General features: G+C 35.7%; 15 protein-coding genes. All 15 read right to left on the bottom strand.

Going from position 1 to position 14,158, the window contains the following annotated elements; genetic code table 11:
* Window positions 1-138 precede the first annotated feature (138 nt).
* Window positions 139-939: a hypothetical protein gene (locus HYN49_RS13510; RefSeq protein ID WP_108904610.1), complete on the bottom strand. Its 801-nt coding sequence runs from the start codon at window positions 937-939 to the stop codon at window positions 139-141.
* 193 nt (window positions 940-1,132) lie between these two features.
* A complete protein-coding gene (locus HYN49_RS13505) occupies window positions 1,133-1,555 on the bottom strand; it encodes a GCN5 family acetyltransferase (protein WP_108904609.1) in 423 nt (140 codons plus the stop codon).
* Window positions 1,556-2,697: 1,142 nt separating this feature from the next.
* Window positions 2,698-3,060, bottom strand: a complete 363-nt coding sequence (locus HYN49_RS13500) for a hypothetical protein (protein WP_108904608.1) — start codon at window positions 3,058-3,060, stop codon at window positions 2,698-2,700.
* 235 nt (window positions 3,061-3,295) lie between these two features.
* Window positions 3,296-3,703, bottom strand: a complete 408-nt coding sequence (locus tag HYN49_RS13495; RefSeq protein ID WP_108904607.1) for a hypothetical protein — start codon at window positions 3,701-3,703, stop codon at window positions 3,296-3,298.
* A gap of 152 nt (window positions 3,704-3,855) precedes the next feature.
* The gene (locus HYN49_RS13490) at window positions 3,856-4,842 is read right to left on the bottom strand and encodes a hypothetical protein (protein WP_108904606.1); all 987 of its coding nucleotides are present in this window, start codon (window positions 4,840-4,842) and stop codon (window positions 3,856-3,858) included.
* Window positions 4,843-4,990: 148 nt separating this feature from the next.
* Entirely contained in the window at window positions 4,991-5,416 is a 426-nt protein-coding gene (locus tag HYN49_RS13485; protein ID WP_108904605.1) for a hypothetical protein, read from the bottom strand.
* A 190-nt stretch (window positions 5,417-5,606) separates the two neighbouring features.
* Window positions 5,607-6,110 (bottom strand): hypothetical protein, encoded by a 504-nt coding sequence (locus HYN49_RS13480; protein ID WP_108904604.1) that lies wholly within the window; start codon window positions 6,108-6,110, stop codon window positions 5,607-5,609.
* 171 nt (window positions 6,111-6,281) lie between these two features.
* Window positions 6,282-6,602, bottom strand: a complete 321-nt coding sequence (locus HYN49_RS13475) for a hypothetical protein (RefSeq protein ID WP_146185110.1) — start codon at window positions 6,600-6,602, stop codon at window positions 6,282-6,284.
* A gap of 349 nt (window positions 6,603-6,951) precedes the next feature.
* A complete protein-coding gene (locus HYN49_RS13465; protein WP_108904601.1) occupies window positions 6,952-7,392 on the bottom strand; it encodes a hypothetical protein in 441 nt (146 codons plus the stop codon).
* A gap of 204 nt (window positions 7,393-7,596) precedes the next feature.
* Window positions 7,597-8,478, bottom strand: coding sequence for a hypothetical protein (locus HYN49_RS13460; RefSeq protein ID WP_108904600.1), 882 nt, complete (start codon window positions 8,476-8,478; stop codon window positions 7,597-7,599).
* Window positions 8,479-8,649: 171 nt separating this feature from the next.
* Window positions 8,650-9,033 (bottom strand): hypothetical protein, encoded by a 384-nt coding sequence (locus HYN49_RS13455; RefSeq protein WP_108904599.1) that lies wholly within the window; start codon window positions 9,031-9,033, stop codon window positions 8,650-8,652.
* Between the two features lie 142 nt (window positions 9,034-9,175).
* A complete protein-coding gene (locus HYN49_RS13450; protein WP_108904598.1) occupies window positions 9,176-9,853 on the bottom strand; it encodes a DUF5677 domain-containing protein in 678 nt (225 codons plus the stop codon).
* A 163-nt stretch (window positions 9,854-10,016) separates the two neighbouring features.
* The gene (locus tag HYN49_RS13445; protein ID WP_245892199.1) at window positions 10,017-10,649 is read right to left on the bottom strand and encodes a putative polyvalent protein kinase domain-containing protein; all 633 of its coding nucleotides are present in this window, start codon (window positions 10,647-10,649) and stop codon (window positions 10,017-10,019) included.
* 1,509 nt (window positions 10,650-12,158) lie between these two features.
* Window positions 12,159-12,350 (bottom strand): cold-shock protein, encoded by a 192-nt coding sequence (locus HYN49_RS13435; RefSeq protein WP_108904596.1) that lies wholly within the window; start codon window positions 12,348-12,350, stop codon window positions 12,159-12,161.
* 764 nt (window positions 12,351-13,114) lie between these two features.
* Entirely contained in the window at window positions 13,115-13,573 is a 459-nt protein-coding gene (locus tag HYN49_RS13430) for a hypothetical protein (RefSeq protein WP_108904595.1), read from the bottom strand.
* Between the last annotated feature and the right edge of the window lie 585 nt (window positions 13,574-14,158).

The raw sequence follows: 14,158 nt of genomic DNA, 5'->3' as shown, positions 1-14,158 counted from the left end.
CAGCTAACGTCCGGCGGCTTCACGTCAGTTGCGGCATTTGGAACTGAGTACTCTCGGCTGGACAGAACGAAGTTATGGAAAAAGGTGGTTCATTTTACAAGGGAAGCAGCAATTGCGTGAAACCGCTGTTATAGGCAGTTACTGGATGCGCCCATTGAACCTCTTCAGATTTTTGTCATAAGAAATAAATCCAACTTCTTTATCATTATTATATTCCATTGTGACTTTATATTCTTTTCCATCTTCTAAAGATTCAATTTCAGCAGAAAACTTATTATGATAGAAATTTTGAATTAGCGTAGAAGTTAAAAAGCGAATAGTCCAATCGTCAAAACTCAAGAACTCGATATTAGCATTTTTACCATCAAAATTCTCCAAATATAAATTGTGCCCATTAATTCCAAAATTAAATAGAGAATGAGAAAATGCATTTCGTAATTGTGAATGATATGTTTTATTCATTAGGTCAAATATTTTCAGGCTATTGTTTTGAAAACTATCTAAAATATTTTCCTTAATAAATTTGGCTCTAGGATTTTTACCGATTTCAATATTCCAATTGTAATTTTTAGAGCTACACAAATCCGCAAGCTTTTTAAAATTAAATAAGTTATGGGATGATTCCCAAATTTGACAATAAATCATAAACTCAATTGTCAAAGAAAATTTTGAATCAGCAGAATTTTCGGTTTGAAAATTGTATTGTTGATTCAAATAGTAAAGCAAAAAATCGACTCGATGTCGATCATGTAATTCGTCGATTGAACGATCGAATTGCCAGGGAACGGCTGTTGAGTTTGACTTGTCGTAGTAAGAGCGTGATAAAAATAGAATGTAATCATTTTCATTTTTTTCGTGACTTTTAGCAAATTCGAATGCTTCGTTTATAGCAGTTTCAACATCGAATCTGAGTCGTTTAAAATCATCTCTTCTAATCATGATAAAATTTGAATTAACAACATTCGTTCAGGTTTACCGTGTAATTGCCTATAACGTCCGGCGGCTTCACGTCAGTTGCGGCTTCTGGAACTGAGTATTCTCGGCTGGACAGAACGAAGTTATGGAAAAAGATGGTTCATTTTACAAGGGACGCAGCAATTGCGTGAAACCGCTGTTAGCAGATGGCGCAATTTTAAACTTTTCCTCTCAATATGTCTAAGCGATTACTAAAAGGATCAGCATTTAAAAAATTTGTAATTGTATTTTGGTTTCGTTGAGGGCGACTTAAAAATTCAACTGGCCATTCTGTAATTCTTTCTTCTTTTATATGCAGATATTTACCAGGCTCTGATTCTTCAATATATTCTTTTTGCAAAATCAAAGCAATGGGAGATTCTGCTCCATTTGTAGATTGAGAAAATTGCTCAGCTTCTTCAAAAGTTGCAAAAGAATAATAGTAATCGTCACCGTCATAAAAATCCTCGGCACCATTTTCCGAATGACACCAAACCCTATACTCTAATACTTCATCCCATACATATCCTCCACCAGCTGGAACAAGCGCAGGATAATTTCCGATTTCGTCTATTCGATTAACTTTTGGATATTGATTCATGTTTTCTGTTTCGCGCGTCAAGCGCTTTCTGCTAACGTCCGGCGGCTTCACGTCAGTTGCGGCTTTTGGAACTGAGTATTCTCGGCTGGACAGAACGAAGTTATGGAAAAAGGTCGTTCATTTTACAAGGTAAGTAGCAATTGCGTGAAACCGCTGTTACAGGCCGTCGCGACACAGTTGCAAAATCACACAAAGTAACCACAAGGAAATTCTGAATTAGGTTTTAAAATTTCTCAAAAGTTAAGTTCGCGCAATTCAACACAACAGATTTTGGATACATTTTCAACGCAAAGAAGATCGACAAAGACTTTCCACAGCTATTTCGCCTGATGGCGTCCAGCAGAGAACTCTCGGCGAAGAGATGCGAAAATAAAACGACAATTTTCCAGGTGACACTAACACAATGTAACCACAAAGCTGCTCCGTGAAAAATAGGGGAGAAGTCAAATTTACTCAAACACAAGCCGAACTGTTCAATTTAGGGAAATCGTTCTTTCAGAGGCGCGGAGCTATGGCCTGTAACGTCCGGCGGCTTCACGTCAGTTGCGGCTTTTGGAACTGAGTACTCTCGGCTGGACAAGACGAAGTTATGGAAAAAGGTCGTTCATTTTACAAAGTGAGTAGCAATTGCGTGAAACCGCTGTTACAGGCTGTAGTGACACAGTTGCAAAATCACATAAAGTAACCACAAAGAAATTCCAATTTAGTTTTTAATATTCTTGAAAGTTAAGTATTTGCAATTCAACGCAACAAGTTTTAGTTGCACTTTGAGCGCAAAGAAAATCGGCCAAGAATATCCGCAGCGATTGCCCCTGATTGCGTTTAGCAGAGAATTCTCGGCGAGGAGATGCGAAAAATAAAATAACAATATTTCCGGTTACGACGACAAAGGAAATCAAGAAAGTTTATTTCAAGGAAAATAGGCGAGAGGCTAATTCTTTTTTACCCAAGCCGAACCTTTCAGTTTAGGGAAATCGTTCCTTCGGACGCGCGGAGCTATTGCCTGTAACGTCCGGCGGCTCCACGTCAGTTGCGGCTTTCGGAGCTGAGTACTCTCGGCTGGACGAAACGAAGTTGTGGAAAAAGCGATTACATTTTACAAAGGACGCAGCAATTGCGTGGAACCGCTGTTAGCAGCAGCACTAATTTACGCTAACTTCTTTAATTTTAGTAAAGACATTCATTGAAGAAATAGAGACAATCAATTCAGAATAATTTTCTTTTCTACCTAATGAAAATCCAGTGAATTCGTTCGCAAACGAAATCTCAAAATGGTCATAAAAATCGGAATGTATTTTTGCTAATTCTAAAACTTCAGTTTTCAAAAAGTTAACAAAGTTTGATGTATAATCTTTGACCATTTCCTCGGTCATAATACAGTTTGGTTTAAATTCTATTCGGAAAGCTTCAGTCAAATAGTTGGATTGATACATTTCTAACTCTTCAAGATTATCACAGTAACCGATAACAAAATTGCCTTTATCTGAATTGATGATTTTTTGCATTTATATAGATTTTTAAATTATTGATACAAAGATAAGTAAAAAATTAATACGGTTAATTTTCTTACAAATTTAGTTCCAGTGCGATAAGTGTTGCTGCTAACGTCCGGCGGCTTCACGTCAGTTGCGGCATTTGGAACTGAGTATTCTCGGCGTGGACAGAACGAAGTTATGGAAAAAGCGGTTACATTTTACAAGGGAAGCAGCAATTGCGTGAAACCGCTGTTGTGCGCAGTTTTTATTCTGACCTGAGAATGACCGGTTCAGATTCAGCAATAATGCTTACACAATCATTCATTCCAGAAACTAAAAATTCATCATGACTTTCTTTATGATGCTGTGTTAAAAAGCCAGTACGTAATTTTTCAAGTTCAAACCAACCGCCACTTTCAATTTTCCAAATCCATCCAGGAACTCTTACATCATCGTTCCAAAACTCTAATAAATCACCTTCATCTAATACTCTAAAGCCAATTACATTTTTGAAAATTACATATACAGGACCATTGACATCATCAAACCCCAAAGTTATTGTCAAAGTCCATAAATCGTAACTTACATTATATATTTCAGGATTTGATTTGGTAACTAAACCAGTATCAAATTTAAAAGCTTTTGGCACTAATAATTTTTGTATATCTTTCATTTTAAGGTCGCTGCGTTAAAATTGCGCACAACGTCCGGCGGCTTCACGTCAGTTGCGGCTTTTGGAACTGAGTATTCTCGGCTGGACAGAACGAAGTTATGGAAAAAGATATTTCATTTTACAAAGATAGGAGCAATTGCGTGAAACCGCTGTTATATGCCGTTTTTCTTTTTTCTCCATTCTGAAAGGCTATACATTTTTTTTGTTATTGGCTCAAAAAACTTTACTTCAAATGGTTTGGAATAAACTGCAAAATTGTACTTAGCAAAATCATCATCTTCAAAATTATCTCCTTTACCAACCCTAATCCAATAATAGTCTGTTTCGTCAATTAATGGACCTTGATATATAAATACTGAATATCCTTTTACTTCAGGAAAAGTATCCATATAGTTTAGAATTTTGGTTCTCAATTCATTATCGTTATCTATAGTTATGTCAAAGTCAGGATATCCAGTTGGAAAATGGATTTCGTTTATTAGATGATTGTGCTTTTCTATGTCTATAATACGATTTAAGACTGGTTGATAGTAAAAGTAATGTTGGTGACGTCTTTTATTTGTTTTTATTTCATAATATATTTTTAAGGCAGCATTTTTATTTCCAACGCTTTCGTAATAATTACCTAAGGCGTAATCATATATGTAAAACCCTTTTCCAATACTATCTATGAATGATTTTGCCATTTCATTTTTTTTCAGTTTTATATAGTTCGCTGCTAAAGCAGTAGCATCATCTGAGTGAATGTGTTTAAATTGAAAATTTGACTTATAAATATTTTCTATTGACTCTTGATATTTTCCCTGTCTATAATCAATTTCAGCTTTGAAGTAAAATAATTGACTAATTACGTTTTTTGAAATCTGAGATTTAATTGGATCTCGCTCTTTTTTCGCAGCCATAATTAAACTATCAATTTTTAAATGTACTAATTTAGGCTCAACTTCAGATTGCTTATATAACCATTTCAGTAGGTCTTCAAACTTCTTATATTCTGTATCTACTTTATCCAATTCCTTATGGATTTCCATATGATGCTTTTCTTCCAGCTCTTCTTGTGACGATTTCTTTTTTGATTTGTTATTGTTACAAGAAGAAAAAAGTGTTAAAATGAAAAATATAAAAAGTAGTCTTTTCATGCAGTGTTGTTTTAAAATGGCATATAACGTCCGGCGGCTTCACGTCAGTTGCGGCTTTTGGAACTGAGTACTCTCGGCTGGACAGAACGAAGTTATGGAAAAAGGTGGTTCACTTTACAAAGGAAGCAGCAATTGCGTGAAACCGCTGTTAGCAGACGTTTTTAATGTACTCAAATTTCTCAATAATTTCATTACATTTTTCTAGTATTGATTGTTTGTATTGATCATGAATAGAATTTAGTTCCACGTCAAGTTTAGCTAGATATTCTTTATTATAGTAATTTCTTTCATCCCAAATTGGATATTTATTAAAAGCGCTAATGAACACTTCAAAAACTTCGAGATCAATATTTTCGAGATAATAAATTCTTTCAATTGCTGAGATAAAGTAAGCCATTTTTGTACAACCTGTGTATATATCAATTTGATTGGTTACGATTGCAATCGAATTTGAACGCATTTTTTTTATCAAAATATTTCGTCTAATCTCTGCAAATTTATTGAGTTCTTCTTTTGGAGAATTAACCCTAAATATTTTAAGAAATATGGGCTTTGCTTTTTTAATAATTTTCATGTCAAAATATGTTACGCAAATCGCTCTCGTGACTAACAAAATGTCTGCTAACGTCCGGCGGCTTCACGTCAGTTGCGGCTTTTGGGACTGAGTACTCTCGGCTGGACAGAACGAAGTTATGGAAAAAGGCGGTTCATTTTACAAGAGAAGTAGCAATTGCGTGAAACCGCTGTTGTGTGCAGGTTTAATTTTACGACTTCCATTTTTTTACTGCTTCTGCCTTTGTCAGGAAATGAGCAACATTCGATGTTTCATCAATAGTTATCAATGGAAATTCTTGATCATTTTCACCAGTTAGAAATATTTGCTTTCTTAGTTGCTTGCTGATTGATTTCATAAAAGCTATGATTTTATTGAGTTCTGTTTCGGATTTAATTTCGGTTGGATCTATATCAAATTCAATTTCCGAATTAGAAAATAAATGACAATTAATTAGAATATCATCAAGTATAATTGAAATTGTTTTGGATTCCATTTGGTCTGTCCTGGAAGTAAGGTATTGTAAAGCATAATTTTTATCGATTTTATTTAATTGAAAATTATGCTGTGTAATCCCAAACCTGATGACAAATTCATTATTTAAAAAATCTATAAGATTTTTCCAGTCATCAACGTTAATGTTCGTAACATATATGTCACGCAATGCACCATCAGGTTCAAATATCCATTTAATATCATTCCAATTGTACGTCATTGGTTTCGGGTTTGGTCAAAACTTGCACACAACGTCCGGCGGCTTCACGTCAGTTGCGGCTTTCGAAACTGAGTACTCTCGGCTGGACAGAACGAAGTTATGGAAAAAGGCGGTTCATTTTACAAGAGAAGTAGCAATTGCGTGAAACCGCTGTTGTGTGCAGGTTTAATTTTACGACTTCCATTTTTTTACTGCTTCTGCCTTTGTCAGGAAATGAGCAACATTCGATGTTTCATCAATAGTTATCAATGGAAATTCTTGATCATTTTCACCAGTTAGAAATATTTGCTTTCTTAGTTGCTTGCTGATTGATTTCATAAAAGCTATGATTTTATTGAGTTCTGTTTCGGATTTAATTTCGGTTGGATCTATATCAAATTCAATTTCCGAATTAGAAAATAAATGACAATTAATTAGAATATCCATCAAGTATAATTGAAATTGTTTTGGATTCCATTTGGTCTGTCCTGGAGGTAAGGTATTGTAAAGCATAATTTTTATCGATTTTATTTAATTGAAAATTATGCTGTGTAATCCCAAACCTGATGACAAATTCATTATTTAAAAAATCTATAAGATTTTTCCAGTCATCAACGTTAATGTTCGTAACATATATGTCACGCAATGCACCATCAGGTTCAAATATCCATTTAATATCATTCCAATTGTACGTCATTGATTTCAGGTTTGGTCAAAACTTGCACACAACGTCCGGCGGCTTCACGTCAGTTGCGGCTTTTGGAACTGAGTACTCTCGGCTGGACAGAACGAAGTTATGGAAAAAGGCGGTTCATTTTACAAGGGAAGTAGCAATTGCGTGAAACCGCTGTTAGCTGCCGTTTTAATTTAGTCCCGTGTTTTTGATATTTCGATCCCAATATAAAATTACATTTTCAAGTTCTTTTCGAAAATCTTCAATTTGCGGAATTGGTATTTTTTTATCAAAAACGTATGTGTTCTGTTTTCGACTATTAAAGAATTTTGCAAATTCAAAAGTTCCGCTATCAAGAATATCAAAACAAAATTCTACTGACGGAATTTGGTTGTTATTTTTTACTTTAAATGTAGTTGTAGCTTTTGCAGAAAACACTCTGCCATTTTTGGAGTTGTCAATTATTTTTTGGATACCAACATTAAAATAACAACAATTCGGGTCATTAGGATCTTGCGGAGAAATGCCGAATTCATGAAATAAATTTTCTTGATTTTCACCTTCGAACTTTCTGAAATCTTCTAAAATCCATTCTTCAACTTGAATATCATATTTTTGAATTATTTCCATGGCTTTACTTTTTCTCAAAGTTACAAAATTTTTGTTATCGTAAGTAGATTCGTTCAAAAATGGCAGCTAACGTCCGGCGGCTTCACGTCAGTTGCGGCTTTCGAAACTGAGTACTCTCGGCTGGACTGAACGAAGTTATGGAAAAAGGTCATCCATTTTACAAGGGAAGCAGCAATTGCGTGAAACCGCTGTTATCTGCTGTTTTCATTCCATTAATTTTTTGGTTTTGGATTCGATGAGATTGAGATTTGAATAATCAGGGAACATCTTTATAACATCTTTATTATCAGAAGCGGGTAATATTTGTGTTCCTCTGTCAATTAGATCAGATACAGTGGCAATTGATAACTTTAATCTTGCTAAAACTTCTGGATCATTCGAATCATAGTTATTTTCTTGAATTGATTTCGCTTCAGACTCAATAATATTTTTTAATTGTTGGTTTTGTGCATTTACAATTTCGCCTAAAGCATCGTTTTTAAGTTCTAATGTTCGAGCGTGCTCTTCAAATATCTTAGCCTCTGCTTTCTTTTTCCGGATAACAGCTGCTGCCCAACAAATAGCGGCAATCAAATTTACTGCCATAATTGTCCCAACACCTATTTTAAGCCAAATTGAACCGGACTCTGCTGACTCAATTTTAACATAACTTCCATTTCCAATGTCAAGGATTGGCAATTCAATTGCTTTTTTAAAATCTAATGATACTTTAGATAAGTCATCAAAGTTTTGAATTTCGGGTAATTTAATATCAAGACCTACGCCACTTAAACTAGTTCGGTTTTCATAATTTAATAAAAATTCAAGCCCGATATTTATTCTTTGTACATTTCGATCAATTAAATTTCTATCCGAAGAGTTAAAATATACTTCATCTTTATTAGAACTAAATAATGCAGAATCTTTTAATTCAGATATTTCTGAACTGATCATTTCGACATTTTCTAAATTAATTAACGCTTCGCGTAATTGAATAAGATTATTTGCTTTATATGGTTTGTCCTGAATATCTGTAGTGTAACCAGCAAGGAATTTTACTTGCTTATAATTATCTATAATCAGTTGTTTCGCATCTTTAATGTTCATTGTTCTTCCAGGTTTGGTTAAAATAGCAGATAACGTCCGGCGGCTTCACGTCAGTTGCGGCTTTCGAAGCTGAGTACTCTCGGCGTGGACAAAACGAAGTTATGGAAAAAGGTCGTTCATTTTGCAAAGAAAGTAGCAATTGCGTGAAACCGCTGTTATGGGCAGTTTCTTTTATTTTATTTGAAGCGATTTGGCTAGTATTTTTAATTCTTCAATAGATTTATAACCTCCGATTATTTCTGGATCTGCAATTTCGAAAACTATTTCTTTTGCTAAATCATTTTCGAATTCTGAGTTTTCGGCTAAAGTTAAACAGTCGCATATGTAAGCTAATTCTACATTATTTAAAGAGCCATTTAAAGTTTGATTAATCAAGTTTGAAAGGCCTTGAGTATTTAGAAAGGTTGATTCGTCTTCGTTAAAATATAAATTTATTGACGAGCCAGTTTTTTGCATGAGCTTTTCATATGCTGATACTTCAGCATTAATTTCAGTTTTCAATAACTGAATTTTAGATTCGTCTTTCAGAACTTTATTTAGCGTTGATGCGTTCATTTTGGTTGAAATTGCCCATAACGTCCGGCGGCTTCACGTCAGTTGCGGCTTTCGAAGCTGAGCACTCTCGGCTGGACAGAACGAAGTTATGGAAAAAGGCGGTTCATTTTACAAAGGAAGCAGCAATTGCGTGAAACCGCTGTTATGCGATGGTTTTATTATCTAAGTAATTAGAAATTAGTTTTGTTATACAACTTGCGTAGTGTTGTCCTTGTAATATGAAAATGTTTTTAAAAACAGGGTTGTCATATTCATGTTTATCACTATTCATTATCCACGAAGAAGGATGAACATATTTTGAATATAGTTTGAAAAAAGCCTTGTATTCAAGTTCGTTATTTGTTTGTTTTGCGAGGTAATTAACATTCCAATTTTTTGATGGAGTAAGTCCATGCTTTTTCATGATCTTTTTAATATACTCCATTCTGTCTCGGATAGATTTTATAACTGTTTCAGATGTATTTGCAGTAGCTATAGACAAGAAGCCTTCATTAATTTCTAGTTCTTCGTATGCTTTTTGACTAATAAATTCTTCGCCTTTGGAAGGATCAATAATAATATAAGCTGTGAGTAAATAGCATTCAAAAAGATTCCTAGACAAAATAGCAATGTAATCAATTGGAAAATTCTGATGTGAAATCAAGCGATCAAAAAGTACACCTGTATAATTTGCTATGGCTCGCAAGGAAAATAGAGGATAGTCCATTTCTTGTTTAAGAACCATTTTTGAAACCTCGTTATTTATAGCCGAAATTATTTTACGCAGATTTACATCAACTCCATCGATAGATCCATAAATTTTCTTATCTCCAAATTTCATAGTATCGTGATAAACTATCGCATAACGTCCGGCGGCTTCACGTCAGTTGCGGCTTTTGGAACTGAGTATTCTCGGCGGACAAAACGAAGTTATGGAAAAAGGCGGTTCATTTTACAAAGTGAGCAGCAATTGCGTGAAACCGCTGTTAGCTGTGGTTTTAATTTTAGCTCAGAAACTCGTCTGTAACGAAAAATACTGTGTCAATAAAATAAAGAATTTCATTTCGCGTCAATACATTTTCATCATGAAGATCTTCAATGATTATTCCCAAATCGGGATTGTAATAATCATTGTTGCGATTATTTTGAAAACCATTTTGCTCCAGGAATTTCCTGACAGTGTTTAAGTCTGTTGGACCGGTGATTGCAACATAAGATTGCTCGACAACAGCATAAATGACATTTTCAGATTTTGTAAATCCAATTAAATTATAAGCTGTGTCGGGAAAAAAATAATTGTGGAGCAATAAATTTAGAAAATAGTCTTTCCAGCAAGTATAATAAATGGCATCATTAAGTTTGATTACATGCTCTGAATCCTTAAGATAAACTTTCTGTTCGGCGCCTTCACTGACGTATTGTGAAAAGTCAACTTCTTTCCAAAGATTGTTTTCAGCGATGTAAGATTCTAACTTCTCTGCTTCTTGTTTTTTGAAGTACTTTGAGTCTGCAATTTCTTTGCTTGCTGGCGAGCCATTGTCAAGGTAACTGGCGATTGCTTGGATAATTGCTCCAAACCTAATTTCGCTCTTTCCTGAAAAGATATTTCGTAAGTCATTTTTAATACTGTTTTGCACAAAGCAAATATACGGATTATTTTTAAAAGGATTTTCGTTGCTGACATGGCAGGGCGTAATTGTTTAGTTGTCACGCCAAAATCACAGCTAACGTCCGGCGGCTTCACGTCAGTTGCGGCTTTCGAAGCTGAGTATTCTCGGCTGGACAGAACGAAGTTATGGAAAAAGGTCGTTCATTTTACATGGGAAGCAGCAATTGCGTGAAACCGCTGTTATGCGGCGGCTAAAAAAAATTATTTTTAGTTTCTGAAGTCACAAGCCGATCACGCAAAACCCGCGCGGAGCGCAGCAAAGCTAGCTGTCGCATAACGTCCGGCGGCTTCACGTCAGTTGCGGCTTTTGGAACTGAGTACTCTCGGCTGGACAAAACGAAGTTATGGAAAAAGGTGGTTCATTTTACAAGGGAAGCAGCAATTGCGTGAAACCGCTGTTATGTGGGGCGCGACACACTCGCAAATCACACAACGTAACAACAAAGAAATTCTGCTTTAACTTTTAAACTTCTCAAAAGTTAAGCTGGCAAAATTCAACGCAACGGATTTTCGTTGCGCTTTCAACGCAAAGAAGATCGACAAAGCACATCCGCAGCTATTTCGCCTGATTGCGTCCAGCAGAGAACTCTCGGCAGGGGATGCGAAAATAGACAGACAAAATTTCCGGCGACTCTAACACAACGTAACCACAAAGATGCACCATGAAAAATAGGGGAGAAGTCAACTTTACTCAAACACAAGCCGAACTTCTCAACATACGAGATACGTTCATTCGGCGCACGGAGCGACCACACATAACGTCCGGCGGCTTCACGTCAGTTGCGGCTTTTGGAACTGAGTACTCTCGGCTGGACAGAACGAAGTTATGGAAAAAGATGTTTCATTTTACAAGGGAAGTAGCAATTGCGTGAAACCGCTGTTATGTGTAGTTGCTTTTATACAACTCATATTCTTGTAACGCATCTTTCCATATCTTAGACTGATTTATTGAAATGGCTTTTCTAATAATTTCTTCAAAGGATTTATGGTCTTGAAAATTATTTAAAAATTCTCTTTTAAAAATTCCTGACTCGTTTTTAGAAAGTGCAATTGCAGCTTCACCTAAATCGCAACATCCGTAACCATCAAATGAGATTCTGATTAGTTTTATGCATTCATCTTCGCAATCTACAAAATCTAAGTATATTGAACTATCAAGACAGTTTAAATGATAGTCGGCGTTTCTAGTTTCAGAAAAAGATGCTTTTCGAAAAAATGATTAATCATAATGAATTTACGCTTTAATTAATCGGCTCACATTTTGCAATTACACATAACGTCCGGCGGCTTCACGTCAGTTGCGGCTTTTGGAACTGAGTATTCTCGGCGTGGACAAAACGAAGTTATGGAAAAAGGAGGTTCATTTTACAAAGTGAGCAGCAATTGCGTGAAACCGCTGTTATAGGCTGCCGAATTTATTTAACAAAAAAAGCCAATCTCATAAAGACTGGCTTAATTGGTACAAGTAAAATATATCTTAGATAACGTTTACATTAACTGCTGTTGGTCCTTTTTGTCCGTTTTCTACGGAATAAGTTACCGCATCGTTTTCACGTACTGATCCATTAAGACCAGTTACATGTACGAACACATCGTTGCCTCCACCATTTGGAGTGATAAATCCGAAGCCTTTTGCTTCATTAAAAAACTTAATTGTTCCTTCGTTCATAAAAATATTATATTAATAAGTGAGCGAAGATAGACTAATTATTGAATATTTTCTATTTGTTTCAAAATAATATTAAATATTTTCCAATCTAAAGCTAAAAAACTTAAAATTTATTATTTTTTTTTTGTATGGAATGTCGGTACATCTTGGTTCATCGGTTGCCTATAACGTCCGGCGGCTCCACGTCAGTTGCGGCTTTTGGAACTGAGTACTCTCGGCTGGACTGAACGAAGTTATGGAAAAAGGTGTTACCTTTTACCAGGGAAGTAGCAATTGCGTGAAACCGCTGTTACATGGGTCGCGACACATTCGCAAAATCACACAAAATAACCACAGAGAAACTCCACTCCATTACATTTTTTAAATTCTCCAGTTCACACGCACTTTTTCTAAGTTAGATTTCAACGCACGCCTTTTGCGCAATACTTAAGTCCCGATTAAGTCTCGCAGAGAACTCTCGGCAACAAGAATCGCAAACAAGAATGACAATTTTCCCGGCTACTCTAACACAACGTAGCCACAAAGTTGAGCCGTGAAAAATAGCGAGAGAGGTAAAATTTACTCAAACACAAGCCGGACTTCTCAACAAACGACATACGTTCATTCGGAGAGCGGAGCGACCACATGTAACGTCCGGCGGCTTCACGTCAGTTGCGGCTTCTGGAACTGAGTATTCTCGGCTGGACAGAACGAAGTTATGGAAAAAGGTTGTTCATTTTACAAAGTGAGCAGCAATTGCGTGAAACCGCTGTTATGTGACGTTTCTATGGTCCATTCACATCTAATTCTTCAGTGAGTTGAAGGCTAAGATTAATCATTAGTGAGAAAAAGCAGTTTCCTCCATCATCAACTTCTGAAAGTTCTTCTTTCCAATTAATTGCATTAGGCTCACAGTAACAATTTATATATATTATTTTCTCTCCTTTTTGATTTATTGCTGCAACATATTGTCTATTATATTTTTTTAGATTGATTGTGCTCCAATTATTTCCTTCATTATATTTATGTACGCTTTTGGCCAATAATTTTTCTGCAAGCAAAATTTCGGAATTGTCTAAACCTGCTGATTTAAATTTTTGGAATCCGCGATATTTTTCAGTTTTAAGAACAGCAATTTTAGAAGTGTCTATATTTATTTTTTGCACATTACTTTTCCTAGCCTGCGATAGACAATTATTTGTTATAAATAAAATGTAGAAAACCATGGCTACCAGATTTTTCATATCGTTGGAGGTTGAAATGTCACATAACGTCCGGCGGCTTCACGTCAGTTGCGGCTTTCGAAGCTGAGTACTCTCGGCTTGACAGAACGAAGTTATGGAAAAAGGTGGTTCATTTTACAATGAAAGTAGCAATTGCGTGAAACCGCTGTTATATGGGTCGTGACACATCAGCAAAATCACGCAAAGTAGCCACAAAGTAATTCTGCTCCGTTATGTTTTTTGAAAAATTGAAAGTTAAACACGCACAGTTTTCTCATCGCAATTCAACACAAACATTTTGACAAACAATTAAGTTCCGATTAAGTCTCGCAGAGAACTCTCGGCGACAAGAAACGTAAACAAAAATGACGAATTTTCCGGCGACACTAACACAACGTAACCACAAAGTTGAGCCGTGAAAAAATAGGAGAAAAGTCAAATTTACTCAAACACAAGCCGAACTTTTCAACATACGAGAAACGTTCATTCGGCGAGCGGAGCGACCCACATATAACGTCCGGCGGCTTCACGTCAGTTGCGGCATTTGGAACTGAGTATTCTCGGCTGGACAGAACGAAGTTATGGAAAAAGCGGTTAAATTTTACA

Source organism: Flavobacterium pallidum (genome assembly GCF_003097535.1).
Classification (GTDB): Bacteria; Bacteroidota; Bacteroidia; order Flavobacteriales; family Flavobacteriaceae; genus Flavobacterium; species Flavobacterium pallidum.
This window is presented reverse-complemented; position numbering and strand designations above follow the sequence as displayed.

Bases quoted from the DNA above. Each gene is read 5' to 3' on its own strand.
- HYN49_RS13510 (WP_108904610.1), bottom strand. From the start codon at position 939: ATGATTAGAAGAGATGATTTTAAACGACTCAGATTCGATGTTGAAACT.
- HYN49_RS13435 (WP_108904596.1), bottom strand. From the start codon at position 12,350: ATGAACGAAGGAACAATTAAGTTTTTTAATGAAGCAAAAGGCTTCGGA.
- HYN49_RS13500 (WP_108904608.1), bottom strand. From the start codon at position 3,060: ATGCAAAAAATCATCAATTCAGATAAAGGCAATTTTGTTATCGGTTAC.
- HYN49_RS13455 (WP_108904599.1), bottom strand. From the start codon at position 9,033: ATGAACGCATCAACGCTAAATAAAGTTCTGAAAGACGAATCTAAAATT.
- HYN49_RS13490 (WP_108904606.1), bottom strand. From the start codon at position 4,842: ATGAAAAGACTACTTTTTATATTTTTCATTTTAACACTTTTTTCTTCT.
- HYN49_RS13475 (WP_146185110.1), bottom strand. From the start codon at position 6,602: ATGCTTTACAATACCTTACCTCCAGGACAGACCAAATGGAATCCAAAA.
- HYN49_RS13505 (WP_108904609.1), bottom strand. From the start codon at position 1,555: ATGAATCAATATCCAAAAGTTAATCGAATAGACGAAATCGGAAATTAT.
- HYN49_RS13495 (WP_108904607.1), bottom strand. From the start codon at position 3,703: ATGAAAGATATACAAAAATTATTAGTGCCAAAAGCTTTTAAATTTGAT.
- HYN49_RS13480 (WP_108904604.1), bottom strand. From the start codon at position 6,110: ATGACGTACAATTGGAATGATATTAAATGGATATTTGAACCTGATGGT.
- HYN49_RS13430 (WP_108904595.1), bottom strand. From the start codon at position 13,573: ATGAAAAATCTGGTAGCCATGGTTTTCTACATTTTATTTATAACAAAT.
- HYN49_RS13465 (WP_108904601.1), bottom strand. From the start codon at position 7,392: ATGGAAATAATTCAAAAATATGATATTCAAGTTGAAGAATGGATTTTA.
- HYN49_RS13485 (WP_108904605.1), bottom strand. From the start codon at position 5,416: ATGAAAATTATTAAAAAAGCAAAGCCCATATTTCTTAAAATATTTAGG.
- HYN49_RS13460 (WP_108904600.1), bottom strand. From the start codon at position 8,478: ATGAACATTAAAGATGCGAAACAACTGATTATAGATAATTATAAGCAA.
- HYN49_RS13450 (WP_108904598.1), bottom strand. From the start codon at position 9,853: ATGAAATTTGGAGATAAGAAAATTTATGGATCTATCGATGGAGTTGAT.